Origin of the sequence: Streptomyces sp. NPDC006879 (genome assembly GCF_042869595.1) — a bacterium.
Classification (GTDB): domain Bacteria; phylum Actinomycetota; class Actinomycetes; order Streptomycetales; family Streptomycetaceae; genus Streptomyces.
Window position 1 is genome coordinate 206,541 of record NZ_JBIAGC010000003.1, and the last position, 26,715, is coordinate 233,255.

Here is a 26,715-nt window from a genome sequence, read left to right on the forward strand (position 1 = left end):
GATCCCACTGGATGCGGCCGAGTTCCTGGCCGGCGGACCGGACTGGGCGGGATCAGTGGATGATGCCGGTCCGCAGTGCCACGGCGACCATGCCAGCCCGGTCACCGGTACCCAGCTTGCGGGCGATCCTGGCCAGGTGTGACTTCACGGTCAGTGCGGAGAGCCCCATCGAAACACCGATGGCCTTGTTGGACTGGCCCTCTGCGACGAGGCGCAGGACCTCCACTTCGCGACCGGACAGCTCGCGGTAGCCGCCCGGGTGGCTCGGGGCACCCGGGGGGCGTCGGTGCAGCCGCGCTGCCGTGGCACCGACCGGTGCCACGCCGGGCCGCCCCGGCAGTCCGATGTTGGTGCGGGTGCCGGTGACCACGTATCCCTTCACGCCACCGGCCAGGGCATTGCGTACGGCGCCGATGTCGTCGGCGGCGGACAGGGCAAGGCCGTTCGGCCAGCCGGCCGCTCGGGTTTCGGAAAGCAGGGTCAGGCCCGAACCGTCGGGCAGGTGGACATCGGCCACGCAGATGTCGCGCGGGTTGCCGATGCGGGGGCGGGCCTCCGCGATGGAAGAAGCCTCGATCACGTCCCGTACTCCGAGTGCCCACAGGTGGCGGGTAACCGTGGAGCGGACGCGCGGATCGGCCACCACAACCATGGCCGTCGGCTTGTTCGGGCGGTAGGCGACCAGGCTTGCGGGCTGCTCGAGAAGAACGGACACCAGGCCTCCTGGGGGAGTGGCGGAACGGGCCGGCGTGGGGAAGTCGCCGGTGCGCACCGTGCGGATGGTCATTGATCTCTTCGGCACGTCACCCGCCCGGCTTTAGGGAATGATCACGATTTGGTGAGTAACAATTCGGGCAATTCGGACGCGCGATCGATCGGGGGTGGAGCGAAGTCCGCGGGTGGGGCCGCGTGTCGCCGAAACGGCGCGGACCCGCGGTCCGCCGCGGCGGCCTTCTCCGTGATCCGACGGGGTGGACCCGGGGGGCGTGGCAGTGCTAGAGCGCTCCGCACGCCCTGTGCTGCCCGCGCCCACCCTCGATCCGCCCCCCTTTGCGCCCTGCCCAACGACTGGGGGCCGGTCCGGTGCGCGGTCCCACCCCCACAGTTCGTACCGACCGCACATGCGATGGGATACCGGCACGGGTGATCTTGTAATGGCACGGGTGATGTGGCGGTGTCACGGGTGACGCGACCCCTTCGGGCGGCCCGACAACGCTAAGGGTGATGGGGTCCCCGGCGCTGCGGCAGTGACACCACCGAGGTGTCCGCCGGCGGCGCCGGCTCAAGACCGGCGATCTGGGCCAGCAACTCGCACCAGGCCGAAAGGTGCGCTGCCGTGTCCGGTACCCCGCCGACGCCCTCGCGCGGCGTCCAGGAGGCCCTGATCTCGATCTGCGTCGCTGGCCTTCGAGCCGCCAGGCCTCCGAAATAGAAGGAACCAGCCCGAGTCACGGTCCCGCTGGCCTCCCCGTACACCAGACCTCTGGCTTCCAGAGCCCCGGTGAGCCAGGACCAGCAAACCTCCGGGAGCAGCGGATCGGCGGCCATCTCCGGCTCCAGTTCCGCCCGCACCAGCGTCACCAACCGGAAGGTGCCGTGCCAGGCGTCGTGCCCGGCCGGATCGTGCAAGAGCACCAGGCGACCGTCTGCCAGGTCCTCCTCGCCGTCCACGACGGCTGCCTCCAGCGCGTACGCGTGCGGGGCGAGCCTTTTGGGGGCCGGAGTGCTCTCGATCTCGATCTCGGACCGTAGCCGAGCCTTGCGCAGCCCCTCGACCGCCCGCCGGAACGGGAGCGGGACGGAGCTCTCCTCCGCGCTGTCCATACCTTCAGCGCCATCTGAAAATCGTCCCTGAGCCGCAGCCATGCGGGGAAGACTAGGCGGAAGGACGGCCCCGAGCGCGCAGGGACACCCGCCGTGCGGCGGCCACTTCTTCATACGTGCGAAGATTTGGGTCGTGAGCGCCAACGACCGCCCCACGGGCCAGCCGAGCCAGACGTACGATTCCGCCTTCCTCAAGGCGTGCCGCCGTGAGCCGGTGCCGCACACCCCGGTGTGGTTCATGCGGCAGGCAGGTCGCTCACTGCCTGAATACCGTCAGGTCCGTGAGGGCACGGCCATGCTGGAATCCTGCATGCGCCCCGACCTGGTCACCGAGATCACGCTCCAGCCGGTGCGCCGCCACCAGGTGGACGCGGCCATCTACTTCAGCGACATCGTGGTGCCGCTCAAGGCCATCGGCGTCGACCTCGACATCAAGCCCGGGGTCGGCCCCGTCGTCGCCCAGCCGATCCGCACCCGCGCCGATCTGGCGCAGCTGCGCGACCTGGAGCCGGAAGACGTCTCCTACGTCACCGAGGCGATCGGGATGCTCACCGGCGAACTGGGCTCGACCCCGCTGATCGGTTTCGCCGGCGCCCCCTTCACCCTGGCGAGCTACCTGGTCGAAGGCGGCCCCTCCCGCAACCACGAGCACACCAAAGCCATGATGTACGGCGACCCGCAGCTGTGGGCTGACCTGCTCGACCGGCTCGCCGAGATCACCTCGGCCTTCCTCAGGGTCCAGATCGAAGCCGGCGCTTCTGCCGTCCAGCTCTTCGACTCCTGGGTCGGCGCGCTCGCCCCCGTCGACTACCGCCGTTCGGTGATGCCGGCCTCCGCCAAGGTCTTCGAAGCGGTGGCCGGTTACGGGGTGCCCCGCATCCACTTCGGGGTGGGTACCGGTGAACTCCTCGGGCTCATGGGCGAGGCCGGCGCGGACGTCGTCGGAGTGGACTGGCGTATCCCGCTCGACGAGGCCGCCCGCCGGGTCGGCCCCGGCCGCGCCCTCCAGGGCAATCTCGACCCGGCCGTCCTGTTCTCGACGACTGAGGCGGTGGAGGCCAAGACCCGCGAGGTCCTGGACGCCGCCACCGGCCTCGAAGGCCACATTTTCAACCTCGGTCACGGTGTCCTGCCCACGACCGACCCGGACGCGCTGACCCGACTGGTGGATTACGTCCACGCACAGACCGCCCGCTAGCGCAGCGACCCGCGAGGGCCCACCGGCCCGCGCTGCGGTCGGCAGGGCTCGCCGGACCCCGCGAGCCGGTGAGCCCTCGCGGTTCACGGCGCGAGTCGGCCGCACCGGCGCCCACGGCTACACACCAGCCGCCCGCACGGCCGTCACCGCCTTGCGGGCGGCGACCAGTACGGGGTCCCAGACGGGGGAGAAGGGCGGCGCGTACCCCAGGTCCAGCGCCACCATCTGCTCCACCGTCATCCCCGCGGTGAGGGCCACCGCAGCGATGTCGACGCGCTTCGCGGCGCCCTCTGCGCCCACGATCTGTACGCCCAGCAGTCGCCCCGTGCGCCGTTCGGCGAGCATCTTCACCGTCATGGTCGCGGCCCCCGGGTAGTAGCCGGCGGTGTTCGTCGACTCGACCGTCGCGGTGACGAACTGCAGCCCGGACGCCCGGGCGTCCTTCTCCCGCAGCCCCGTACGAGCGATCTCCAGATCACAGACCTTGCTGACGGCGGTGCCGACCACACCGGGGAACGTCGCGTATCCGCCGCCCACGTTCGCGCCGATGACCTGGCCGTGCTTGTTGGCGTGGGTCCCGAGCGGGATGTGCCGCTCCCGGCCCGAGACCAGTTCCAGCACCTCCACACAGTCCCCGCCCGCCCAGATGTCCTGGTGCCCCCGTACCCGCATCGACCGGTCCGTCAACAAACCGCCCGCCGCGCCGAGCGGCAGACCCGCCGCCCGGGCGAGTCCGGTGCGCGGTTCCACACCCATGCCGAGCACCACCACGTCCGCCGGGTACTCCGACTCGCGCGTCGTCACCGAACGCACCCGTCCGCCCTGTGTGGTGGCGAACCCGGTGGCCGCCGCCCCACCGATGACCGCGATGCCCATCCGGGACATCGCGCTGTGCACCAGGCCGCCCATGTCGGGATCGAGGGTGGCCATGGGCTGTTCGCCCTGGTGCAGGACGGTCACCTCGAAGCCACGCAGTTTCAGGGCCTCCGCCATCTCCACTCCGATGTACCCGGCGCCGACCACCACCGCGCGCCGGCCCGCGGTGGTCTCCAGGGTGTCCAGCAGAGATCGACCGTCCTCCAGACTCTGTACCCCGTGGATGCCCCTCGCGTCGATTCCGGGCAGCGGTGGGCGCACCGGTCGGGCGCCGGTCGCGATGACCAGCCGGTCGTACCGCGTCCAGGTCTTTGTCCCGGAGACCAGGTCCTGTGCCTGGACCCGGCGCCGGGCCACGTCGAGCCGGGTCACCTCGGTGCGCAACCGCAGGTCGATGCCCCTCTCCCGGTGCTCCTGCGGGGTGCGGGCGATCAGTTCTTCGGCAGAGCCGACCACCCCACCGACCCAGTAGGGGATACCGCAGGCGGAGTACGAGGTGAACGGGGAACGTTCGAAGACCACGATCTCCATCTGCTCCGGCCCCTTGAGCCGCCTAGCCTGGGAGGCGGCGGACATTCCGGCCGCGTCACCGCCCACGACCACCAGTCGCTCCGTCGCCATCTTCGATACCTCCGCCGTCGCACCGTCAGGGCCCCGCTCCGGGTCAGCTCGTGTGCGGCCCTCCCCGGTCTCCTCGATCTTGCTGTACGGAGTCCTCCCGGGGCGAGGGAACGTGCCCGGCGGTACTGGACGCCCCTCGGCGAGTGCAGCGGTGCGCGAGCGCCGCAGCCGGCGAACAGCCAGGAAGAGCAACCACAGCACGCCCAGTGCCACGGCGGACGGCAACGCTGCGGCCACCACCACGCCGATCCAGCGAAGTGCGGACACGAAGGCGTCCCAGCCCCCGCTCAGCGCGCCTGACAGACTGGGTGCTCCTTCGTCCTCGGAGGATTCGCCGCCGCTCGCTCGCTGTTCGCTGAACTCAAGGGTGATGGTGGCGAGCGAGGTCTGGTCCTTCAGCGCGTCCCGCTGGGCCAGCAGGGCTTCCAGATCGGACTGACGGCGACTCAACTCGCCTTCCAGGAGAACCACGTCGGCCAGCTCGGTGGCCTTGTCCATCATGGCGCGTACCCGCACCACCGACGCCTGCTGTGACCGGACCCGGCTCTCGACGTCCACCACCTGATCCGTGACGTCCTTCGCGTCGACCTTGCGACTGGTCAGCTTTCCGCTGCCGGCCAGCGACTGGAGGACCTGCTCGAACCGTTCGGTGGGCACCCGAAGCACCATCTTCGACTCCACCCAGCCGTCCGGATCCCGCTCGGTGGCCTCGTTTCCGACGAAGCCACCCGCAGCCTCGGCCGCAGACCGGGCCTGGGCCAGCGCACGCTCGGTGTCCTTGGTCCTGAAGCTCAAGGTGGCGGTGCGGACGACATGCGTCCGTACCGCCACGGGCTTGGTCGATCCACGTGGTGTGCCCGAGACACCGGTCTTCGCCGCCGCGTCGCCCTTCGCGTCCTGACGCTCCTCACTGCCCCGGCCGACGCCCGGAGGCGCCGCCACGTCAGCGGCTGAGGAGCGTACGCCGTCGTCGGTGTCGGCGCTGCAGCCGGCCAGGGCCAACGCGGCGGCGATCAGCAAGGCGGTCAGCGGTCGTACGGATCTGCTGACGAACACAGGGACCTGATCGGTCATGGCTCCCCCTGGGGATCGGCGATGTCCCCGCTTGGACGTGGCACCCCGGCCGCGGGGTTTCGGCTCGGGCGTCTCGAACCCATCACGGTCCGGCCTCCTAACGGTGTCCGGGAGCCGTCTGCGACGATGGACCCATGCATGAGGAAGCCGACATGCGCGGCCACGTTCAGGGGCGCGCCCGCACCGGATCCCCCGCTCCCGGCTCCCTGGCGGGACGTCCCGCGCACCGCCGGGAAGGTCAGGGCCACGCGCTCGTCATCGGCGGGGGCATCGCAGGCCTTGCCGCCGCCCACCGCCTGGTGGCCACCGGCGCCCGGGTGACGGTCCTGGAGGCTTCCGGAAGGGTCGGCGGCAAACTCCGCGTCGGTGAACTCGCCGGCCAGGCCGTCGACCTCGGCGCAGAGTCAGTGCTCGCCAGACGCCCCGAGGCCGTGGAGCTCGCCCGCGCGGTGGGGCTGGGCGACGCGCTCCAGGCGCCCGCCACCGCAACTGCCTCGCTGTGGACCCGAGGTGCGCTGCGCCCGATGCCACGCGGCCATCTGATGGGTGTGCCCGGAGACCTGAACCAGCTGGCCGAATCCGGTGTGCTCTCGGCCGAAGGACTCGCCCGTGCGGCGCAGGACGAGGCGCTCCCGCCGGTCGAGGTCGGCGATGACATCGCGATCGGCGCCTATGTGGCGGCCCGGTTGGGACCTGAGGTCGTGGACCGGCTGGTCGAGCCCCTCCTCGGTGGGGTGTACGCAGGGGATGCCTACCGCATTTCGCTGCGGGCGGCCGTCCCCAAGCTCTATGAAGCGGCCCGGGGGCATCGGACCCTGGGCGAGAGCGTGCGCGCCGTGCAGGCTCAGGCGGCCGTCGCCGCCGCGGCGCCGGGGCCGGTGTTCCAGGGGATCGCGGGGGGTGTCGGACGGTTGCCGATGGCCCTCGTGGAAACGCTGCACACTGCGGGTGTGACCGTGCAATGCCACACGTCAGCGCGCAGCCTCAGCCGTACGGCGACGGGTTGGCACGTGACCACCGACACCGGCGAGGCCCTCACCGCCGACGCAGTGGTGCTGGCCGTGCCCGCCAGCCCGGCCGCGGAGCTCCTGGCCGGGCTCGCGCCCGCGGCGGCCATGGAGCTTCGCGCCGTCGAGTACGCCTCCATGGCCCTGGTCACGATGGCCTTCCGGCGTGCTGACCTCTCCCCGCAGCTGGCCGGCAGCGGATTCCTGGTGCCGCCGGTGGACGGCCGCACTATCAAGGCCTCCACCTTCTCCAGCAACAAGTGGAGTTGGGTGGCGGAGGTAGACCCCGACCTGTTCGTGTTGAGGGCTTCCATCGGCCGCTACGGCGACGAGAACGATCTCAAGCGCGACGACGGCGAGCTGATCGCCGTGTCATTGAGTGACCTGGGCGAGGCCACCGGGCTCGGCGCCCGCCCGGTCGCCTCCACGGTGACCCGGTGGGACGGCGGACTGCCCCAGTACCCCGTCGGTCACCTGGCTCGCGTCGCCCGGATCCGTGCCGCGGTGGCCGCACAGCCGGGCCTCGCGGTCTGCGGTGCGCTGTACGAGGGTGTGGGCATCCCGGCGTGCATCGCCAGCGCCACGCGCGCCGCCGAGGAGATCACCACAGCGCTGGGGGACACCCTGGCGCCGAGCATTCATTCGGACACGGGACAATAGGCACATGACTGCACCAGAGAAGATTCCCAACGCGGGGAAGAAGGCGAAGGACCTCAACGAGGTCATCCGCTACACCCTGTGGTCCGTCTTCAAGCTGCGGGACGTGCTCCCCGAGGACCGCGCCGGTTACGCCGACGAGGTGCAGGAGCTCTTCGACCAGCTGGCCGCCAAGGACATCACCGTCCGGGGCACCTACGACGTCTCCGCGCTGCGCGCCGACGCCGACGTCATGATCTGGTGGCACGCGGAGACCGCGGACGAGTTGCAGGGTGCCTACAACCTCTTCCGTCGCACCAAGCTGGGTCGCGCGTTGGAACCGGTGTGGTCGAACATGGCGCTCCACCGTCCCGCCGAGTTCAACAAGTCGCACATCCCCGCCTTCCTGGCCGACGAGAACGCACGCGACTACGTCAGCGTCTACCCGTTCGTACGCAGTTACGACTGGTATCTGCTTCCGGACGAGGACCGGCGCCGGATGCTCGCCGACCACGGCAAGATGGCCCGCGGCTATCCCGATGTCCGGGCCAACACCGTCGCCTCCTTCTCGCTGGGCGACTACGAATGGCTGCTGGCCTTCGAGGCCGACGAGCTCTACCGGATCGTCGACCTGATGCGCCACCTGCGGGCCTCCGAGGCCCGCATGCACGTCCGTGAAGAGGTGCCCTTCTTCACCGGACGACGGAAGTCCGTCGCCGATCTGGTCGACGGACTGGCCTGACCTCCCCTGGGGGGACGGATCGAGCGGCCCGCCACCGAGTTGATCGTGACGGGCCGGCCGAGGCCAGTGGGGGATCGTGCCCCCGAACCGACGGGGGACCAGCCCCGACACGACGCAGCCGGACCCGCCCGGAAGTTCAGACGGCAGGTGTGAGCCGGGTCCTCGTACCGGGGACCAGGCAGCGCCGCCGTCCAGCGACACCGGCGCGGGCTCCGGATGCGGCGGACGCCGGCTGCTTCGGCGCAGTCCCGGTGGCGCCACTTCGACGAGGGACGAAGCCGCCAGGCACACTGCTGAGATCAGGAGCAACTGCTGCCACAACTCGAACTGGAACTCCCGCAGCTGGAGCCGCTGGACGAGCAGCCGGAACCGTGGGAAGAGGACCCGTCGCTGCCGTTGTCGGAGCTCGAACCACAGCCGTTGCCGGTAGACCCTCCGCACCCGCTGTGGGGTCCGCCAGCGGTTCCTGCGCACCAGAGGACCACCGGTGGGGTGTCCGAGTCCGAGCCGCGGTTCGCGTTTCGGACGTGGCCCGTGGTGGGCAGCGACCGGGCGGCGGCCAGCAGGGAGCGGCGCAGCGCCAGGTCCGGTAGCGAGCGCACCCCGCGCAGTGCCACCAGCCACCCGGGATCACTGGTGGGCGGGTGCTCCGCGTGGGCTTCGCGGACGGCCTGTCGACCTGCGGCGGTGACTCGGCGGCCCTCAGCGCGGGCACGGACCACGCCGACCACCAGACCGCCGATGAGTACGGGCAACACCTGCACGACGAATGGCAGACCCTGATCGGCATGGCCGTCCTCCTCCGAGAAGAACTGGATGAAGGAAAGAGCGAACGCGGCGGGGACCGCGAGGCCGCAGAGCACCGCCTGGGCCAGGGCCCAGCGGCGGCGGCCGTTCGGACGACCGGGCGCAGTCAGGAGCCCGCGAGCGGCGAGAAGGTCGCCGATCTCCTGGACGGCGTGGCTGCGCATCACCTCGTAGCGCAGCCGGTGTAGGGCTCCGTCCGGTGCCGTGGCGGCTGCGGAGAGCACGGCCTGCTCCACTTGTTCGTGTGCCCGCGCGCCCGCGGCGACGGACACGATGCCGGGCCCACCTATCAGCAGGCGCCGGTCGGCGGAAAGGGCGACGAGGGCCGCGTCGACAGCCCGCCCCGGTCCACCGCTGAGGAACGCGGCCTGGGACCGGTCGAGCGGTGCGCTGGCCCGTGTCGCCGCGCGTCGGCTCGTTGTCTGTGACAACAGCAGCCCGGTGGCCGAGCCCAGCACGAGGAGCCAGACGATCAGGGCGATTGCATCCAAGACGTTCACCTCGTGGCGAGAGCGGGCGGGAGCTCGGTGGAGCGCAGGCCGGATCGCCGGGTCCCCAAGGTCGGCACCCGAGGGTGGGGAAGACGGGCTTTGGCCAGGGCTCGATGAGCCAGACGGGTAGCGAGGCCCAACGGCCTGACGCCGGCGCGCTCCTGCCACCAGGCCGTCAGCCTGCGACGGGCCACAGGATCCTGTGGCCGCCTCGAGATGAGCAGGTGCTCGGCGAAGTTGAGGGCGTCCCGCCGGTAGCCGTCCGACATCGGGTGGACGGCCGCGTAGCGCAGGAAGTCGGGGTGGAATCCGGCGCCCAGGATCTCCGGCAGTTCGGGCGCGACCTTCGCCACCACCGCGGCCCGTTTCGCGGCCAGCGCCCGGCTCTGCATCCGTATCCGTGCCGCATCGAAGCCCTCGGGCACGGGGGTCCCCGCCACCAGCGCTGACAGCAGGGCCGTCTGGGTCAGGCCGACGCGCTCCCGCAGGGCCGCCAGCGCCTCGCGCGGGGCCGGGGCGAGGGCGGGCGCGGCTTCCCGGCTGCCGGCCCGCACGGGGGATGCGGCCACGGCGGTGAGCGCGGTGCGGATCGAGGCGAGCTCACCGGCGAGTTCGGCCTCCGTCGGGAAGTCGTCGTCGCGCTCCAGCAGCACGCCTGGCGGGTCGGTGCGCGAGCGCAACTCCCTCACCAGTTCCAATACTTGCGGGGGGACCGGGTGGGCATGGGTGTCGTGCCACACCCCTTCGCGTTCGACTCCGCCGGCCACGTGCACGTAGGCGATCGCCTCAAGTGGGATCGCGTCCAGGGCGGCGTGCGGGTCCTCACCCCGGTTGACCCGGTTGGTGTGCAGGTTCGCCAGGTCGATCAGCAGTTTAACGCCGGTGCGTTCGACGAGTTCGGCCAGGAACTGCCCTTCGGACAGTTCGTCGTCGGGCCACCCGAACAGCGCGGCGATGTTCTCAAGAGCCAGCGGTACCGGCAGGCAGTCCTGCGCGATCCGTACGTTCTCGCACAGCACCCGCAGCGCGGCCCAGGTCCGGGGGACCGGTAGGAGGTGGCCGGCCTCAAGCCGTGGGGAAGCGGTCAGACTCCCGCCTCCCCGGACGAAGGCGATGTGCTCGGTAACGAGCGGGGCCTTGAGCGCGAGGGCTCGTTGGGCGAGGTCTTCGAGGCGGCCCTGATCCGGCGCATCGGCGCCGCCGAGCCCCAGGGAGACGCCGTGCGGCACCACGGTGACACCCCGATCCCTGAGTCGTTGCAGGGAGGCGGGCAAGTGGCCGGGGCAGATGTTCTCAGCAACGACCTCGACCCAGTCGAGCCCGGGCAGGCGCTCTATCGCCGCCGCGATCTCCGGTCGCCAGCCGATGCCTGTCCCCAGGCGCGTCTTGGGCTCCACGGCCTCTCCCTTCCTGTGCTCGGTATCGGTGGTGTCATGGCCCTGGCGGACCAATGCCAACCCAGGAGCGGGGACGTTCAGAGCTACATTTGAGGTTCCGCGGCTTGCGCCAGCCCCGCGTCCCGGGTGGGGATCCGCACGCCAAGGGTCCCGGTCCGCCGGTTCGGCACAGGGCGACGGGACGAGGGGCGTGTCGAGGGCTCAGTCACCCCGCAGCGACGGGTGGTCGGCCACCACGGTGCAGGAGCCGGGGGCGATCTCGGTGAACCCGGCGTCCCGTACCAGCGGAAGACCCGATGAGGTCAACTCGCGCCACCGGGTCGGCTCCGCGGTGCGCACGGCGAGTGGGAAACCTGCTGCACACCACCGCTCCCGTTCGGCGGTGGACAGCTCCAACCAGGCCAACTGCGCGCCGTGCCCGACTTGAGCCATGGCTTTCCCGGCCGACATCGCCAGTTCGGGGCTGAGCCAGAGGACGGGGTCGTCGCTGTTGGGCATCGGCGGCGCTGCGGGGTCCGCCAGCTCGGTTCCCGAGACCTGGAGTTTGGCGAGTTCCTTGGGCCAGCTATCCAGTGGCACCGGTGGGTATACCCGTACCTGTGACATGACACCACTAACGGTGATACCTGGCAGGGTCTCCGCCTTGCGCCACTCCGCGCCACGCGCCCGCCGGACCACCTTTCGGATGCGCCCGTCCTGCCAGTCCCTCACTGCTTCCGCCCACTCGCCACCGGCTCGCGCGCGCTCGTCGCAGAGCAACACCAGTACCGCCCGAGCCGCCGTCTCCAGGGCGTCGGTGCGTGCCGGCGGCTCCGACTTCTCGATCCGCACCACCATCGGCAGCACGAACTGCGGCGCTGCGTCCCGCCGGGTCGCTTCCGGCTGTTGGGGGCCGGGCTCGAATGGTTCGGTGGTGCTCTCCTGCTGACTCACCCGCCCAGTCTGCCAGGGCCCGCACGCGGTCCGCAGGCCGGATGGGCCTCCACCTCTGGGGCGTCGGGTGCCTGTTGTTCCTGGTGGTGGCCGGCCGCGCAGTCACAGCTGTGCCCCGAGTCTGGCTGGCCCACCGGCATCGGACACACATGACATCGTGGGGTGACATGTGACGCCAGACCGCTCCGATACGGGAAGCAGTCCGCAGTAGGCTCGTACGCATGGACGACCAGCAGCCGTACTGTCCCACCGAGGTTCCGTCGGCCACGCCTGCGCAAAGCCGGCCGGGGACTTCCTGCGCGGACTGCGTGCTGTGCGCACGGCCCACTGAGTACGCGCTCGACACCCCAGGTGTGGTGCTCTGCCCGGTGTGCGAGTGGCAGGAGGCCCAGCGGGGTGCCTGCTCGGGATGATCGGCGGTCCTCCGGGTCAGCGGCCGATGAGTTGGGAGACCTTCACGAAGCGGTAGCCACGCTTGCGTAGTTCCGGCACGATGCGCAGCACGGCCTGCTCCGTCACCGGCGCGGCGCTGCGCGTGCAGTGCATCACCACCACGGAACCCGGTCGGACCCCGGCCAGCACCTGCTCGGCCACCGCGTCCGCGTCGGTGGCGAAGGCGTCCCCGCTGACCACGTCCCACTGCACCGCGGTGACCTTGGACCCGGAGATCGCGCGGAGCGCCGCATCGTCGTAGCAGCCGCCCGGGAAGCGGAAGTACGGCACGGTGTTGCGTGCCCCTGCTCGGCGGAAGGACTCGAACGCCCGGTCCACATCTGCCCGTGCAGCTGCGGTATCCAGTACGGGCAGTCCGTAGCAGGGCTCCGTGAAGGCGTGGTGGCTGTACGAGTGGTTGGCGACCTCGAAGAGCTCGTCCGTTCCGATGGACCTCGCCTGCTGTGGGTACTCCTCAGCCCAGCGGCCAGTCATGAAGACCGTCGACGGCACCTTGAGTCGCCGCAGTGTCGCGATCAGCTGCGGGTTGTCGAAGCGTTCACCACGGGCGGCCCGCGGGCCCTGGTCCGCCGTCATGTCGGCATCGAAGGTGAGTGCGACCGTCTTGTCGGTGCGGTTGGCGGCTCTTTCGAACACGGGCGTGAGGCCGCCCGGTGCGAGGGCCAGCACGGGGGGCTTGGCGGGGGCGGGTTGCTGCGACTTCGGGGCGCCGGCCTTTGGTGCCGGCTTGGGGGAGGTCGCAGGGGTTGCGGAGGTATCGGGGCTCGCGGTCGCGGTGGTGCGTGTGCCGGTGATGTGAGCGCCGGTGCTTGCGGAACCGGCGGTGCCACCCGCGCAAGCAGTCAGGGTAGAGCCGAGAACGGCCAGCATTGCGGCCAGGGCGGGAACGTTTCGTGCGCAAATGGTCACACATAGAAAATATATGACTATGTGGCTATTGGTTGTCCGCGGCACTCACCCCTACCGAATTCGGCCTTGAGGCCCACGGACCGAGCGTGCGCGGATGCTCCATCAGTTTTCTGCTGACGGCCCGTCGCGACACCGCTTCTGGTCCGCCGCAAGCAAGTACCAGGGTGCCGTATCGGTGGAGCACCCCTCGGACGGCGCCACCCGTGCTGATGGTGTCCCTCCCCTGGGGCACCATCAGCACCCAACGGTGGTGCCGGCGCCGAAGAGCCGCTCTGGAGCGAGGCGAGCTCCCCGCCCGTGCGCACGACGCCGGCGAGCCCGGCGGCCTTCTGCGTGCGGACCTGCGGGGAGTGGCGGGCGCGGCTGCGCGACCTCAGGATCTCCAGGCGCCGCCCGACCGACTGCCCGCCCACGGGCCGGTCACGGCGAAGGTGGTGCCCGGGCTGTAGCTGTTCACGTACATCGTCGAACCGTCGGGGGCGAAGGTCACCCCGGCGAACTCGCTCCACGCGGGCTTGCCCGGCACCCCGATGTCCTGGGCGCTGCGTGCCATCGGATAGACGTGCCCGGAACGGGTCAGCCCGAACACGTGCTGCACGCCGAGGCCGTCCTCGCACACCATCAGACCGCCGTCGGAAGCCAGACAGATGTTGTCAGGAGCCTCCCCGGGCAGTTGTACGTCCGCCGAGGGACCGAAGACCACCACCAGACTCAGGCGGCCCCGCCGCGGGTCGTAGCGCCACACCTGCCCCTGATGGTCCGCTGCCGATCCTTCGCGGCTGCGCGCGTAGCTGGAGACGAAGTACACGCAGGAGCCGCCCCAGTAGCAGCCCTCCAGCTTCTGGGCGTGTGTGATCGGGCGGGGCCCGAAGTCCTGCAGGCGCACAGGTGTGACCTGGGCCAGCGGATCGGGCACCGGCACCCATTCGACCCCGTCGAAACTCGTGCCCGACTCCTGCACGACGGACAGGTCCGGGACCCCGGGAACGCGCAGGGCTTCCAGCCGACCACCTGCCCTCAGCGACCCCGGTCCGCCGAGCGGATGTTCGGGGAGGAAGCGGTAGAAGAGGCCGAAGGGTTGGACGAAGGCGTCCTCGGTCTCGTAGACGACTCCCGTGTACGGGTCCACCGCGACGGCTTCGTGCGCGAAACGCCCCATCGCGGTGAGCGGTTCGGCACCGGTGCGCTCGGGGTGGGCGGGGTCGACTTCGAAGACGAACCCGTGATCGCGCGTGTAGCCGCCCGCCCCGGCCCGGTCCTCTGTTTCCTCGCAGCTCAGCCAGGTGGACCAGGGGGTGCGTCCGCCGGCGCAGTTGACGGCGGTACCAGCTAGGGCTACACGTTCACCGGTGACATTGTTGTGTGAATCGAGGGTGAGTACTGTGCACCCGCCGCGCGCGACCGGATCATAGGTCAGCCCCTCCGCGAGCGGCACCGCGAACTCGGCGTCCGCCCGGTTCTCGTGGTTGCGCGCCAACCGTACGCCACCTGGAGCACCGTTCCCGGGCACCGTGAAGGCGGCCATCCCGTCGTGGTTGCCCGGTACCGACCCTTCTCCCGATCGCAGGACCTGCCCGGCGCGCGAGAGGACCCGGTACCGGAATCCCGCCGGCAGGTCGAGCAGCCCCCGAGGATCGGGCACCAGCGGCCCGTACCCCTGCGGTCCCGGTGCTGGCGCAGCGGCGCAGGTTCCGTGGAACAGTTCGCCGAGCGCGCCGCTGAAGGCGATCGCAGCGACCGCCCCGGTCCTGGACAGGACCTGCCGGCGGGTTGCGGGCATGGGGCAACTCCCTGGAGCAGAGCAGCAGACGTGACCCGCATGTGTGTACCACCAGCCACCGAGCACCGGTGGGACATACGGGTCACGGCGCGCCTGGGAGTGTCGCCGTGGCGCACCCGGAGCCGGTCACGAGGGCGGGGAAGCCGAGCGGCTCGGCCATCTGATTGCCGTTGTCGGCACCGGTCGCTCGTGCCCGCTCCCGGCTGTTCGCCCGTCGAAACCGGTCTGGCTCAGATCAGCTTGGCCTCGTGGGTGATGGTGGTTCCGGTCAGGGCCTGGCTTACCGGGCAGTTCTTCTTCGCGTCCTCAGCGGCGGCCTTGAAGCCTTCCTCATCCAGGCCCGGCACGTTGCCCTCCACCGTCAGGTGGATGCCGGTGATGCCCTCGCCGGGCTGGAAGGTGACGGCCGCCGAGGTGTTCATGCGGGTCGGCGGGTTGCCCGCCTTGGCCAAGATGTTGGACAGCGCCATGGAGAAGCAGCTGGAGTGCGCAGCGGCGATGAGCTCCTCCGGGCTGGTCTTCCCGTTGGGCTCTTCCGCGCGCGCGGGCCAGGAGACCTGGTATGTGCCGAGGCCCGAGGAGTCGAGGGTGACCTCGCCCGAGCCCTCCAGCAGGTTGCCTTCCCAGACGGTGTGCGCGTGACGCGTGGTGGCCATGGTGATCCCCAATCGGATGTCGCTGCGGTCGGACGTGGGCGTCGTCGAGCCCGCCGACCGCGCTGGGCGGTCGGTCGGACCGTGTGGCACGGCCCGACCGGCCCCAACCTACTGGTCCACCAAGCCCTTTGCGTCGCGCGCCAGGGCCGTCAGGCGGGAGATGGCGCGGAAGTACTTCTTGCGGTAGCCACCGTTCAACATCTCTTCACTGAACAGGTGGTCGAAGGGCACCCCCGAGGCGAGCACCGGAACCTCCCGGTCGTAGAGCCGGTCGGCCAGCACCACCAGACGCAGTGCCGTGGACTGGTCCGGAACCGGTCCCACATCGGTCAGGCACACCGCGGAGAGCTCGTCGGTGAGTGCCCCGTAGCGGCTCGGGTGGACCCTGGCCAGGTGTTCCAACAGGCCCGGGAAGTCGTCGAGGCTGGCACCCGGTGTCGCGTACGCCGCCTTGGTGACCTCTTCGTCGCCGTACGGCGCGGGCGCCGCGGGCAGCCCGCGGTGGCGGTAGTCCTCACCGTCGATGCGCAGTGGGCGGAAATGCGCCGAAAGGCCCTGGATCTCGCGCAGGAAGTCGGCCGCCGCGAAGCGGCCCTCGCCGAGCTTGCCGGGCAGGGTGTTGGAGGTGGCCGCGAGTGCCACGCCCTTGTCGACCAGGCGACTGAGCAAGCTGGAGACGAGCACGGTGTCGCCCGGGTCGTCGAGTTCGAACTCGTCGATGCACAGGAGCCGGTGGTCGCCGAGCGTCTGCACGGTCTGCTGGAAGCCGAGCGCGCCGACCAGGTTGGTCAGCTCGACGAAGGTGCCGAACGCCTTGTATTCGGGGGCGGCCGGGGTCGCGTGCCAGAGCGAGGCCAACAGGTGGGTCTTGCCCACTCCGTAGCCGCCGTCCAGGTAGACCCCGCGGGGGCCGGCGGGTTCGACCGGCTTCTTCGAGAACCACCGGCGTTTGCCGGAGCCGCTCGCGTGCGCTCCGCCGAGTCCGGCGGCGAAGGAACCAAGGACGGTCACTGCTTGCGCCTGGCTCGGCTGGTTGGGATCCGGCAGGTACGTCTCGAACCGCACCGAGTCGAAGCGCGGTGGGGGGACCATCTCGGCCACCAGCCGGTCGGCGGGCACCTGAGGCTCGCGGGCGCACAGGGACTGCGGGCCCGCGTCGGCTATCGGACTCCGCCGGGACGCGGAGAGGGAGGTTGACACAGCAATCAACTCTAGGCGCGTGTCACACTGCACCGCATGCGACGCCTGTTCCCTGTGACCGATCAGACAGCCGAGAACCGTGACCGGGAATGGACCCTGGACGACCTGGCGGAGGCGTACGCCTATCCGCCCCTCGCGGACGAACAGGGCCGGGAACCGGCCACGGACCTGACCGGCCCGGCCTTCCGGCCGGCGGAGGGCTCGGCTGATGACTGTGTCCCGTGTGGCCCCGGGGCCGACGCGGACCATCGCCCGGACGGAGTACGCGCCGGCGCACCCAGCCACTGGCTCCGCGCGAACATGGTTTCCACGCTGGACGGTGCCGCGCAGCACGAGGGGCGTTCGCAGCCCATCTCCTGTGCCACCGACATGCGGATCTTCGGCACCCTGCGAGCGCTGGCGGACGTGGTGGTCGTCGGCGCCCAGACCGTGCGCCAGGAGGGCTACCGCCCGGCTCGCGCGCGGGAGGCCTTCGCGGCCCGTCGTGCTGCTGCGGGCCAGGGTCCAGCTGCGGCCATCGCGGTGGTCAGTGCCGGTCTGGACCTGGACCTCTCGCTGCCGCTGTTCGCGTCTGCGCTGGTGCCGTCGTTGGTCCTCACGGGCGCGGGAGCTCCGGGCGACCGCGTCGCCGCCGCGCGCCGAGCCGGGGTCGAGGTGGTGTTCGCAGGCGAAGGCGTCGCGGTGGATCCGGAGCGAGCCGTGAAAGCCCTGGGGGCGCGGGGATATCGGCGGCAGCTGACCGAGGGCGGGCCGCGGCTGCTCGGGCAGTTCATCGCGGCCTCGGTCGTTGACGAGCTGTGCTTGACCCTGTCCCCGATGTTGACCGCCGGCAGTGCACAACGGATCGCCGGGGGCCCCGCCCTGGCCGTGCCCGAACGGCTCGGGCTGGTGTCCGTGCTGGAGGAGGCCGGCTTCCTCTACTCGCGTTACCGTCGGATCTGACAACAAGCGGAATTTGTCGTTCCGCTTTACGTCGGCTGGGCATGCTGTCAGCGCGGCCCCGTGTCACAGCGGGGCAGGATGGTTTCCGCAGGGGCCACGGTCCATGAAGGAGAGGGCGTCCGTGTTCACGAGCGTTTTGATGATCGAGAGACCTCTGACATCCGTAGACGTGGACTTCGTCACCACCCTGCACGGAGAGGACCCGGTCTCCTTCATCGTCCTCCTGCAACCCCGGGGCGATCAGGACAGGCTGCTGCGCGCCATCGACGACGTCGCCCTCGGTGAACTCCCGGAGGCCATCCGTGAGGGCGACGAACCGGGAGGCGAAGGAGCCCGCGGCCCGGCGGAGACGGCTCTCGCGCACTCCGTCCAGGCCCTGCTCGACAGCGGCAGCCAGGCCGTCGGTCACCTCGTGGAGGATCATCCGCTGGACAAGCTCAAGTCGGTGGTGGAGGAATCCGGCGCGGACGAGGTCATCGTCCTGACCGCGCCCCACTTCGTGGAGGAGTTCTTCCACCGGGACTGGGCCTCCCGTGCCCGGCACAAGGTCGGTGTCCCCGTCCTCAAGCTCTTCGCCCACAACGACTGAGCGCAGGGACCGGTGAGACGGGCAGCCGTCAACCGGCGTGGTCACCGGACGACCCCGGCCGCCTTTCCGGAACCGCACTCCCCACGGACGCTAGGCTTGCCGGGTCGCGCCCCTGCCGGGCACGGCCGCAGTCCCGTACTGCGCACCTCGTACTGCACCCCGATGGACCTGGAGCGACCCGCATGACGCCGTCCGGCCTGCCCACAGCCATGGACCGACCGCACTTCATCGGCATCGGCGGCGCCGGAATGTCGGGCATCGCCAAGATCCTCACGCAGCGCGGCGCCAAGGTGGCCGGCAGCGACGCGCGGGACTCCGCCACCGCGGACGCCCTGCGGGCCCTGGGGGCAACCGTCCACATCGGCCACGCGGCCGACCACCTTGCGGCGGACGCCTCCAGCGTCGTGGTCTCCAGCGCCATCCGCGCCGACAACCCCGAGCTCGCCCGAGCCGCCGAACTGGGCATCCCGGTGGTCCACCGCTCCGACGCGCTCGCTTCCCTCATGAACGGGCTGCGCCCCATCGCCGTGGCCGGCACCCACGGCAAGACCACCACCACCTCCATGCTCGCCGTCTCGCTGGCCTCGCTGGGCCTCGGCCCGTCCTATGCCATCGGCGGTGACCTGGACGCGCCCGGCTCCAACGCCCACCACGGCGAAGGCGAGATCTTCGTCGCCGAGGCGGACGAGAGTGATCGCAGCTTCCACAAGTACGCCCCCGAGGTCGCCATCGTCCTCAACGCCGAACTCGACCACCACGCGAACTACGCCTCGATGGAGGAGATCTACGAGTCCTTCGAGACCTTCGTCGCCCGGATCGTCGAAGGCGGCACCCTCGTGATCTGTGCCGACCAGGCCGGAGCCGCCGAGCTCACCCGCCGGGTCCGCTTGAGTCTGCCCGTGCGGGTCGTGACCTACGGGGAGAGCGAGACGGCCGACGTCCGCATTCTCGACGTGAGCGCACACGGCCTGAGCAGCGAGGTGACCGTCGTCATCGACGGTGCGCAGCTCACCTTCACCGTCTCCGTTCCCGGTCGCCACTACGCGCACAACGCGGTGGCAGCCCTCGCCGCCGGCGCCGCACTGGGCGTCCCCGCCGATCAGCTGGCCCCGGCGCTCGGCAGCTACACCGGAGTCAAGCGCCGACTCCAGCTCAAGGGCGAGGCCGGCGGAGTACAGGTCATCGATTCCTACGCGCACCACCCGACCGAGATGACCGCCGACCTGGAAGCGATCCGCCCGGCCGCCGCAGACGCTCGGGTCCTGGTGGTCTTCCAACCCCACCTCTTCTCCCGTACCCAGGAGTTGGGCATCGAGATGGGTCAGGCGCTGGCGCTCGCCGACGCCTCGGTCGTACTCGACATCTACCCGGCGCGCGAGGACCCGATCCCCGGCATCACCAGCTCGATCATCATCGACGCGGCCCGGGCGGCGGGCGCCGACGTCACCGCCGAACACGACAAGGGAGCGGTGGCGGAACTCATCGCTGGAATGGCCAAGCCCGGCGATCTCGTTCTCACCATGGGGGCGGGCGACGTCACGGACCTCGGCCCCGCGATCCTTGCCCGCCTGGCCGGCTGAGGCGCACGCCCGCCCGAGCCCCGCAGGGGCGCGGCACCGCGTCGAAGAGCCACCGAACCGAGGGGAGTGCGCGCCATGGCGTACGAGATCGAGAAGCCGGACGAGCAGTGGCAGGCCGAACTGACTCCGGCCGAATACCAGGTGCTCCGGCTCGCCGGCACCGAGCCCGCCTTCCGCGGCGAGTACACCGAGACCAAGACCGCCGGGGTCTACTCCTGTAGGGCCTGCGGGGCTGAACTCTTCCGTTCCGAAACGAAGTTCGAGTCGCACTGCGGATGGCCCAGCTTCTACGACGCGCGTGACACGGAGGCCGTGGAGCTCCTGGCCGACACCTCACACGGAATGGTCCGCACCGAAGTGCGGTGCGCGAAGTGCGGCTCGCACCTCGGTCACGTATTCGATGGCGAGGGCTACCCCACCCCCACGGACCAGCGCTACTGCATCAATTCCATCTCGCTCCGGCTGACCCCGGACGAAGAGCGGTAGCCCCGACATCCTGCGGGTCGACGCTGCTCGGGCTTGCTCCATGCCTGACGGCGGCGCCCGGGTGAGGGGGTAACGCCCCTACCCGGTCGCCGCCGTCTTGTCTTCACCGGGCTGCGATGCGCAGCGGCTCCGGTACCTAAGCCGGGGAGGCCGGGGTCTGGGCGGAGGGGCCGTCCTGATCGGGTACGGGCGCCGGGCCCTCGGCCGGGACCGGGGCGTTGATCAGGGCTTCCGCCGCCTCGGAGGCGGTGGTAGCCGGCACCTGTGAGGCGGAGTCCGGGGAGGAGGGGGCCTGTGCGGAGGGGCCGTCCGGGGCAGGACCGTCCACGGGGGCGGCGGGGGCAGGAACGGCCCCGGCGGGGAGCTCGCCGACGGAGGGCTTGCCGAGGCCGTTGAACACCAGGTTCAAGACGATCGCAGCGGTCGCACCCAAGGTGACGCCACTGTTCAGCAGGGAGGACAGGTCCTTGTTCATGCCTTCCTGGAAGAAGACCGGAACCGTCGGGGGAAGGAGCGCGACGGCCAGCGAGATTCCCACGACCAGCGCGTTCTTCTCCTCCTTGAGATCTACCTTGGCCAGCGTCTGGATGCCGGCCAGGGCGACCATGGCGAACATCACGGTCGCAGCGCCGCCGAGGACCGGGTGCGGGACGGCGGCCACCGCCGCCGCCGCCTTCGGCAGGAGACCAAGGATGATCATGAAGACACCCGCGGCCACCACCACGAACCGGCTCTTGACCTTAGTCATCCGCACCAGGCCCACGTTCTCCGCAAAGGCCACGTAGGGGAAGGAGTTGAGGATGCCGCCCAGTGCCGTGGCCGCCCCGTCGGCGCGCAGAGCGCGGGCAACCGTCTCGCCGTCGATCTTCTTGCCGACGATGTCGCCGATGGCGTAGGTGTCGCCAGTGGTCTCCACCATCGTGATCAGCATGACGATCAGCATCAGCAGGATGGGGAACCACTCGAAGCGCGGCATTCCGAAGTGGAACGGCGTGGTGACGCCGATCCAGTCTGACTTGCCCACGTCGGCGAAGGACGCGTCGCCGAGCAGGAAGGCCAGGGCGGTGCCCCCCACCAGGCCCAACAGGATCGAGATGCTCGACAGGAAGGGCTTACCGATCTTCATCAGGACCAGGATGAACAGCATGGTCCCGCCCGCGTAGGCGAAGTTCTTGGGGTCACCGTAGTCGGGGCTGCCGAGGCCGCCCGCCGCGTCGTTGAGGCCGACGGGGATGAGTACGATGCCGAGGATCGTGATCACCGAGCCGGTCACCACGGGCGGGAAGATCCGCAGGACCGCACGGAAGGCCTTGGCCGGGAGCCAGGCGAAGGCGAAGGTGGCCATACCGGCCGTGATCACGGCGCCGTAGATGACCAACAGGGCCGAGGTGCCACCGCCGGCTCCCAGTCCGATGGCGATCATCGGGGAGACCGCGGTGAAGGTGACGCCCTGGATCAGCGGTAGCCGGGCGCCCACCCGGCCTATGCCCCAAGCCTGGATGATCGAGGCTATGCCGCAGGTGAACAGGTCCGCGTTGATCAGGTAGACCAGTTGCTCGGTGCTGAGCCCGAGCGCCGAGCCCACGAGGATCGGAACGATAACGGCGCCCGCATAGAACGCCAGTACATGCTGGAACCCGTAAAGCGCGAGCCGGGGTACGGGGAGCACCTCGTCGACCGGGTGGGTGCTCTGCTCTCCGTTACTGGAGAGCCGGGCGGCGACACGTGCCATCTCTGCCTTGCCCTTCGGGGGTACGTCAGTTGAGAGGTTTCTGGTTATCCCCGGTCCGGCCGTCGGTGGGCGGGGTCGGGGTTTCAGCGCAGTCGCATGCATGGAAGCGGCGCCGTGTTACGGGCGGCGACCTCCTGTGTGACCGAAATCAAACGCCCACAGCGGTGTTGGCGCACATCGGCTACTTCTCCAAAGAGTCAGCGCGCAGGTGTCGTTCTTTTGGGGTTTCGCACGATGGTAGGGGGGCGCCGTTTCCGGTATTCGCCCGCGCGGTGCTGTGAGGCCCGACTGGCTCGCGGACGCGCGGACCTCTGGTTTCCGAACCTCTTCCAGTGCGCCGTTCGTCGAAGTGGAACCCCTCATGGAGGGAGCGCCCGATATTCGCTGTGCTGCGTCCGCTGTGCGGGAATGCTGTGATGCGTGACATTGCGGCGTACCGCGCGACCTCACTCACAGCCATTGCGCAAGTCGGGTTCGCGCCGTTGCTCTGGTCCTAGCCCACTCATGGAGGTGGGGTGGCAGATACCCGCCCGTGAGCGGTGGTCGCGACTCGAAGTCCGCCCCGGAGCCCCCTTCGCCCCCGCGGCAGACCAGTGTGATGGGCCTCGTGCGACGGGCACCGCGGAACGGCCGGGTGGGTACGACTTGGGGGCACGAGAAGGATCTCGTGCCCCCAAGGGAGAAAGGGTGAGTGACGGGACTTGAACCCGCGGCCACCTGGACCACAACCAGGTGCTCTACCAACTGAGCTACACCCACCACGAAGGGCGGCGGGCCGCCCGTTCGATGTGCACGCACAGCATAGCGGATCAGCCCGGATGCCCGGTTCGCCGCCAGCCTGCCCCACCCGGAACAGCCCGCGGGCGCTGCGACCGGAAGGGTTCACCGGCCCCGGTGTTCGGCAGGGCGCCTCGCCGCGTTGTCGCACCGACCGCGCGCCTGGGACTCGGGGCGGTGCTGCGCCGCGTCAGGCACCGCGACGCACGCCGCGAACCCTCCCGGTGGCGGCGCTAGCGAGCCGCGTGCGCCACGGCAGCCGCCGCCAGTGCGCGTACCAGAGGGTGCGGGGTGCTGCCGTCCCCGTACAACTCGGGCTGGAAGAGGCTGGCGAGGAAGAAGGGGTGGCCGGGGAGTTCGGCCACCCGCGGTTGTCCGTCTTCGTCCTGACCGCTGAAGCGAAGGCCGTGCTCGCGCAGGGTCGCCAGGTGCCGCGGGTGCGGCCCGTAGGAGCAGTGGTAGCGCTCGACGCTGCGCGGGGCGCCCAGTATTCGTTCCGCCAACGAACCCGCTTCCAGCAGGACGACGCCCTCGTGGCCCACCAGTGAGCAGGCCAGCGGTGCGATGAGGAGGTCCTCGGCCTCCGGATCGTTCTCGGCGTGGGCCACCTGCGGCAGCCCGCTCGCATGCCGCGCGTACTCCAGCAAGGTGTGCTGGAAACCCCCACAGGTACCGAGGAAGGGGATGCCCTGCTCGCGCGCCGTGCGGATGGCCGCGAGGGCTCCCGCCTCGCTCGCGTACGGGCTGCCGGGGAGCAACCAGACGGCGTCGAATGACTCAAGGCCGCAGGCCGCGGGATCGGCTGCTGCCTCGGTCGAGATCCAGTACCCGTCCAGTACCAGCCGGTCGCGTTCGGCGAGCGCATCAAGCAGGGCGGGGATCCGGGAATGGGCGGTCACATGCGGTGAGCGGTCACCCACCAGGGCGACGCGTGCCGTCGTGGCCCGAGGCACAATCGTCAGGTGTGGTTCGGTTGGCAAGCTCCGGGGAGCGGATTGCACCTCGGTCGTGGTGTCGTCGGTCATGCAGATCATCCTGGATCAGGCAGCTGGTTCAGCGCCAACGATTGATCGTGCTTGATCCATCAGGTGACCTTATGGCGCACTCATACTGGAGTCATGGACCCCCACCTGCTGCGCACCTTCGTCACCGTTGCACGGTGCGCCTCCTTCTCCGCTGCCGCACGAGAGCTCGGCTATACCCAGTCGGCGGTGTCCCAGCAGATCGCTGCCCTGGAGAGCGACCTGCGTACGCCCCTGCTCGGCCGTCGCCCCGTCGCCCCCACTCCTGCCGGAGAAAGGCTGCTCGAACACGCCCGCCCCCTCCTGCTGCGGCTGGATGCGGCCCGGGCGGACCTGCTGCGCCTGACCGCGTCCCCGCCGGAGCGGCTCACCGTTACGGCTTCGCCGCTGGCCCTCGGTGCGGGAGCCGTCGCAGCACTCCCCAACACGGGAGTCACCCTGCGCGTGGTGGACCGCGAGACCGTCCCCCTCGCGGTGGCCAGCGGTGATGGTGACCTCGGGCTCGTCGACGGCGTGGCGGCTCCTAGCGATCCCCTTCGGCTGCCCGACCTCGCGCCCCTCACCGTCACCGGAGTCGCGGAGGAGCCTTTGGCTGTGCTGTTGCCAGCGGGGCATCCACTCGCCCGATGTCCTGCGCTCGACCTCGCCGACCTCGCGGACGCCCGCTGGCTTGACGCACCAGGTACGGCCCTGCCCCTGGAAGGCCTGCGATCGACGTTGTCCGGTGCGCGGTTTCGTCAGTCCTTGCGGTACGACGGCACGGACGTGAGCACCCTGTGCCGTCTGGCTGCCGCCGGGCACGGGTTGGCGCTGTTGCCGCGGTCAGTGGCGGGGGCGGCCGGCGTGGGGGTAGCGGTGCCGCTGGCCTCGCCGGCCCTGGTGCACCGCACGGAGGTCCTGGTGCCCAAGGTGCCCACGGCCGCGGCTGCCGTGGCGGCCGGCCGGCTGTTGGCCCATGCCGGTCCGGTCCCGACCGCCCGGGGGCAGTGACGCATGGCATATGAGTTCCTCGTGTGACATGTGAGCTTGCAGTGATATCCCCGACTCCACACTGCCACTTGCTCCCGACTCAGCGCCCCGACGAACCCACCGGTCACCCGTGCGCAGCCTCCCTCATGGGCTCAGGGCAGTCCCGTGGGGATGCTCGCCGGTGCCGACGGGGGCAACGGATCAGGGGCCCAGGATCACCGCGCACTCGCCGGGCATGGTCAGCCGCCCGTCCTGCCCGGGGTGTTCGACGGGGAGCCAGGACGCCAGAACCCTGACGCCGTTGCGCCCTAGTGCCACGGTGGTCGCCTCTGGGCTCAGGTTCACCGCCACGCGGACCTCGCCACGGCGGAAGGTGAACCAGCGCCGCTGTTCGTCGAACGCCACCCGCACCGAGGCGAGATCGGGGTCGCGAAGGTCGGGCAGGTGGTGGCGCAGCGTGATCAGGCGTCGGTGCCAGTCGAGCAACTTTCTGGGTCCGGTTTGCTCCAACTCGGCCCAGTTGAGGCAGGAGCGGTCCCGAGTGCGTGGGTCCTGGGGGTCGGGAATCTCCTCGGTCTGCCACCCGTGCGCCGCGAACTCACGGCGCCGACCCGTACGCACGGCCTCGGCCAACTCCGGATCGGTGTGATCGGTGAAAAACTGCCAGGGGGTACGCGCTCCCCACTCCTCGCCCATGAAGAGCATCGGGACGAACGGCCCGGTCAGCGTCAGGGCAGCGGCACAGGCCAGCAGGCCGTCCGAGACGTTGGCGGAAAGCCGGTCGCCGAGCGCTCGGTTGCCGATCTGGTCATGGGTCTGGGCGTAGCCGAGGAACCGGTGTGCGGCAGTGGTGCGGCGGTCGACGGGACGACCGTGGCTGCGACCGCGGAAGCTGGAGTAGGTGCCGTCATGGAAGAACACTCGCGTCAAGGTCTTGGCTAGGGCCGCCAGGGGGGCCTTGGCGAAGTCGGCGTAGTAGCCCTGGGACTCGCCCGTGAGCGAGGTGTGCAGGGCATGGTGGAAGTCGTCGTTCCACTGGGCCTGCAAGCCGAGGCCGCCGTCCTCGCGCGAAGTGGTGGTGCGCGGGTCGGCCAGGTCCGACTCGGCGATCAGCAGAAGAGAGCGCCCCGACTCGCCGGCCAGCGCGTCCACCTGCGCGGACAGCTCCTCCAGGAAGCCCAGTGCGCGGTTGTCGGCGAGCGTGTGCACGGCGTCCAGACGGAGTCCGTCCACGCGGTAGTCGCGCAACCAGGCCAGCGCACTGCCGATCAGGTAGGCCCGGACTTCGTCGGAGCAGGGCGCGTCGAGGTTCACGGCCGCGCCCCACGGCGTGTGGTGGGTGTCGGTGAAGTAGGGCCCGAAGGCGGGGAGGTGGTTGCCGGAGGGGCCGAGGTGGTTGTGGACCACGTCCAAGAGGACCGCGAGACCGTGTCCGTGGGCGGCATCCACGAAGCGTTTGAGGCCTTCGGGGCCGCCGTAGGGCTCGTGTACGGCCCATGGGGAGACCCCGTCGTATCCCCAGCCGTGTCTGCCCGGGAACGGGCAGACCGGTAGGAGCTCGATGTGGGTGATCCCGAGTCCGGCGAGATGGTCGAGGTGCTCGGACGCGGCGTCGAAGGTGCCTTCGGGGGTGTAGGTTCCGATGTGCAACTCGTAGATGACAGCATCCTGCAATACGTTCACCGGTGACGTTGCACGCCAGGAGTACGCCTCGTGGTCGACGACGGCGCTGAGCCCGTCCGGCCCCAGCGGCTGCCTGCGCGAGCGCGGATCAGGGCGCAGTGTCGGATCCTCGTCCAACTGGAACCCGTACAGGTCGCCAGCCTCGGCCGGAGCCTCGGCGGACCACCACCCGGGCAGCCCCGGCTCCGCCGACATCGGATGGGCGCCGAGCGGACCGTCGCCATCCCGATCACCACCTTGGCTCAGCCGCAGCGTCACCCGCTCCGCCCGCGGCGCCCACACCTCGAACCTCATCCGGCAGATCACCTCGATTCCCTGGGGTCGGTCGCTC

22 protein-coding genes, 1 tRNA gene and 1 pseudogene are annotated in these 26,715 nt (G+C 70.3%); 9 read left to right on the plus strand and 15 right to left on the minus strand.

All coding sequences use genetic code 11. The features are described 5' to 3' along the window. Window positions 1–52: 52 nt before the first annotated feature. Both ACFYMC_RS04115 and ACFYMC_RS04120 read right to left on the minus strand, forming a co-directional pair. Window positions 53–715, minus strand: a complete 663-nt coding sequence (locus tag ACFYMC_RS04115) for a LuxR C-terminal-related transcriptional regulator (RefSeq protein WP_388518470.1) — start codon at window positions 713–715, stop codon at window positions 53–55. Window positions 716–1,215: 500 nt separating this feature from the next. Then, a complete protein-coding gene (locus ACFYMC_RS04120; protein WP_388518472.1) occupies window positions 1,216–1,866 on the minus strand; it encodes a DUF3000 domain-containing protein in 651 nt (216 codons plus the stop codon). A 91-nt stretch (window positions 1,867–1,957) separates the two neighbouring features. On the opposite strand from ACFYMC_RS04120, the gene hemE reads away from it, so the two are divergent. Continuing rightward, entirely contained in the window at window positions 1,958–3,022 is a 1,065-nt protein-coding gene (gene hemE, locus ACFYMC_RS04125; RefSeq protein ID WP_388518475.1) for a uroporphyrinogen decarboxylase, read from the plus strand. Between the two features lie 117 nt (window positions 3,023–3,139). Here hemE and ACFYMC_RS04130 read toward each other — a convergent pair whose 3' ends face one another. Together ACFYMC_RS04130 and ACFYMC_RS04135 are read right to left on the minus strand one after the other, a co-directional pair. Continuing rightward, window positions 3,140–4,519 carry an FAD-dependent oxidoreductase gene (locus ACFYMC_RS04130; protein ID WP_388518633.1) on the minus strand — a complete coding sequence of 460 codons (1,380 nt, stop codon included), beginning with the start codon at window positions 4,517–4,519 and terminating at the stop codon, window positions 3,140–3,142. A gap of 195 nt (window positions 4,520–4,714) precedes the next feature. Next, a pseudogene (locus ACFYMC_RS04135) lies at window positions 4,715–5,593 on the minus strand (DUF4349 domain-containing protein); the annotation flags it as partial. Between the two features lie 134 nt (window positions 5,594–5,727). Here ACFYMC_RS04135 and hemG point away from each other — a divergent pair. Further along, window positions 5,728–7,260: a protoporphyrinogen oxidase gene (gene hemG / locus ACFYMC_RS04140; RefSeq protein ID WP_388518478.1), complete on the plus strand. Its 1,533-nt coding sequence runs from the start codon at window positions 5,728–5,730 to the stop codon at window positions 7,258–7,260. Between the two features lie 4 nt (window positions 7,261–7,264). Then, on the plus strand, window positions 7,265–7,978 hold the full coding sequence (gene hemQ / locus ACFYMC_RS04145) for a hydrogen peroxide-dependent heme synthase (protein WP_388518481.1): 714 nt from the start codon (window positions 7,265–7,267) through the stop codon (window positions 7,976–7,978). A 299-nt stretch (window positions 7,979–8,277) separates the two neighbouring features. Here hemQ and ACFYMC_RS04150 read toward each other — a convergent pair whose 3' ends face one another. From ACFYMC_RS04150 to ACFYMC_RS04160, 3 genes are all read right to left on the minus strand, one after another. After that, window positions 8,278–9,276 (minus strand): TIGR04222 domain-containing membrane protein, encoded by a 999-nt coding sequence (locus tag ACFYMC_RS04150; protein WP_388518484.1) that lies wholly within the window; start codon window positions 9,274–9,276, stop codon window positions 8,278–8,280. 5 nt (window positions 9,277–9,281) lie between these two features. After that, the gene (locus ACFYMC_RS04155; protein ID WP_388518487.1) at window positions 9,282–10,673 is read right to left on the minus strand and encodes a DUF692 domain-containing protein; all 1,392 of its coding nucleotides are present in this window, start codon (window positions 10,671–10,673) and stop codon (window positions 9,282–9,284) included. Window positions 10,674–10,874: 201 nt separating this feature from the next. Then, the gene (locus tag ACFYMC_RS04160; RefSeq protein ID WP_388518490.1) at window positions 10,875–11,606 is read right to left on the minus strand and encodes a peptidyl-tRNA hydrolase; all 732 of its coding nucleotides are present in this window, start codon (window positions 11,604–11,606) and stop codon (window positions 10,875–10,877) included. 221 nt (window positions 11,607–11,827) lie between these two features. Here ACFYMC_RS04160 and ACFYMC_RS04165 point away from each other — a divergent pair, with 221 nt between their 5' ends. After that, entirely contained in the window at window positions 11,828–12,019 is a 192-nt protein-coding gene (locus tag ACFYMC_RS04165) for a hypothetical protein (RefSeq protein WP_388518492.1), read from the plus strand. Window positions 12,020–12,035: 16 nt separating this feature from the next. Here ACFYMC_RS04165 and ACFYMC_RS04170 read toward each other — a convergent pair whose 3' ends face one another. The 4 genes from ACFYMC_RS04170 to zapE all read right to left on the minus strand — a co-directional run bounded on the left by ACFYMC_RS04170 (window position 12,036) and on the right by zapE (window position 16,604). Further along, complete coding sequence (locus tag ACFYMC_RS04170; RefSeq protein ID WP_388518636.1) at window positions 12,036–12,929, minus strand: polysaccharide deacetylase family protein; 894 nt, start codon at window positions 12,927–12,929, stop codon at window positions 12,036–12,038. Between the two features lie 412 nt (window positions 12,930–13,341). Further along, on the minus strand, window positions 13,342–14,748 hold the full coding sequence (locus tag ACFYMC_RS04175; RefSeq protein ID WP_388518495.1) for an alkaline phosphatase PhoX: 1,407 nt from the start codon (window positions 14,746–14,748) through the stop codon (window positions 13,342–13,344). A 230-nt stretch (window positions 14,749–14,978) separates the two neighbouring features. Then, entirely contained in the window at window positions 14,979–15,404 is a 426-nt protein-coding gene (locus tag ACFYMC_RS04180) for an OsmC family protein (RefSeq protein WP_388518498.1), read from the minus strand. Between the two features lie 108 nt (window positions 15,405–15,512). Further along, entirely contained in the window at window positions 15,513–16,604 is a 1,092-nt protein-coding gene (gene zapE, locus ACFYMC_RS04185; RefSeq protein WP_388518501.1) for a cell division protein ZapE, read from the minus strand. A 36-nt stretch (window positions 16,605–16,640) separates the two neighbouring features. Between zapE and ACFYMC_RS04190 the strand changes: the two genes are divergently transcribed. The 4 genes from ACFYMC_RS04190 to msrB all read left to right on the plus strand — a co-directional run bounded on the left by ACFYMC_RS04190 (window position 16,641) and on the right by msrB (window position 20,201). After that, window positions 16,641–17,546, plus strand: coding sequence for a pyrimidine reductase family protein (locus ACFYMC_RS04190; protein WP_388518504.1), 906 nt, complete (start codon window positions 16,641–16,643; stop codon window positions 17,544–17,546). 121 nt (window positions 17,547–17,667) lie between these two features. Then, on the plus strand, window positions 17,668–18,135 hold the full coding sequence (locus ACFYMC_RS04195) for an indole-3-glycerol phosphate synthase (protein ID WP_388518507.1): 468 nt from the start codon (window positions 17,668–17,670) through the stop codon (window positions 18,133–18,135). Between the two features lie 182 nt (window positions 18,136–18,317). Continuing rightward, window positions 18,318–19,715 (plus strand): UDP-N-acetylmuramate--L-alanine ligase, encoded by a 1,398-nt coding sequence (murC, locus tag ACFYMC_RS04200; protein WP_388518510.1) that lies wholly within the window; start codon window positions 18,318–18,320, stop codon window positions 19,713–19,715. A gap of 75 nt (window positions 19,716–19,790) precedes the next feature. Next, the gene (gene msrB, locus ACFYMC_RS04205; RefSeq protein WP_388518513.1) at window positions 19,791–20,201 is read left to right on the plus strand and encodes a peptide-methionine (R)-S-oxide reductase MsrB; all 411 of its coding nucleotides are present in this window, start codon (window positions 19,791–19,793) and stop codon (window positions 20,199–20,201) included. A 136-nt stretch (window positions 20,202–20,337) separates the two neighbouring features. Here the strand turns inward: msrB and ACFYMC_RS04210 are convergent, their stop codons facing one another. The 3 genes from ACFYMC_RS04210 to ACFYMC_RS04220 all read right to left on the minus strand — a co-directional run bounded on the left by ACFYMC_RS04210 (window position 20,338) and on the right by ACFYMC_RS04220 (window position 23,735). Continuing rightward, window positions 20,338–21,933, minus strand: coding sequence for a nucleobase:cation symporter-2 family protein (locus tag ACFYMC_RS04210; protein WP_388518516.1), 1,596 nt, complete (start codon window positions 21,931–21,933; stop codon window positions 20,338–20,340). A 686-nt stretch (window positions 21,934–22,619) separates the two neighbouring features. Then, window positions 22,620–22,692 (minus strand) — tRNA-His (locus ACFYMC_RS04215). A gap of 251 nt (window positions 22,693–22,943) precedes the next feature. Continuing rightward, on the minus strand, window positions 22,944–23,735 hold the full coding sequence (locus tag ACFYMC_RS04220) for a hypothetical protein (protein WP_388518519.1): 792 nt from the start codon (window positions 23,733–23,735) through the stop codon (window positions 22,944–22,946). Window positions 23,736–23,828: 93 nt separating this feature from the next. On the opposite strand from ACFYMC_RS04220, the gene ACFYMC_RS04225 reads away from it, so the two are divergent. Then, entirely contained in the window at window positions 23,829–24,722 is an 894-nt protein-coding gene (locus tag ACFYMC_RS04225) for a LysR family transcriptional regulator (protein ID WP_388518522.1), read from the plus strand. Between the two features lie 180 nt (window positions 24,723–24,902). On the opposite strand, the gene treZ is transcribed toward ACFYMC_RS04225, so the two are convergent. Further along, a complete protein-coding gene (gene treZ / locus ACFYMC_RS04230) occupies window positions 24,903–26,678 on the minus strand; it encodes a malto-oligosyltrehalose trehalohydrolase (protein WP_388518525.1) in 1,776 nt (591 codons plus the stop codon). Window positions 26,679–26,715: the final 37 nt, after the last annotated feature.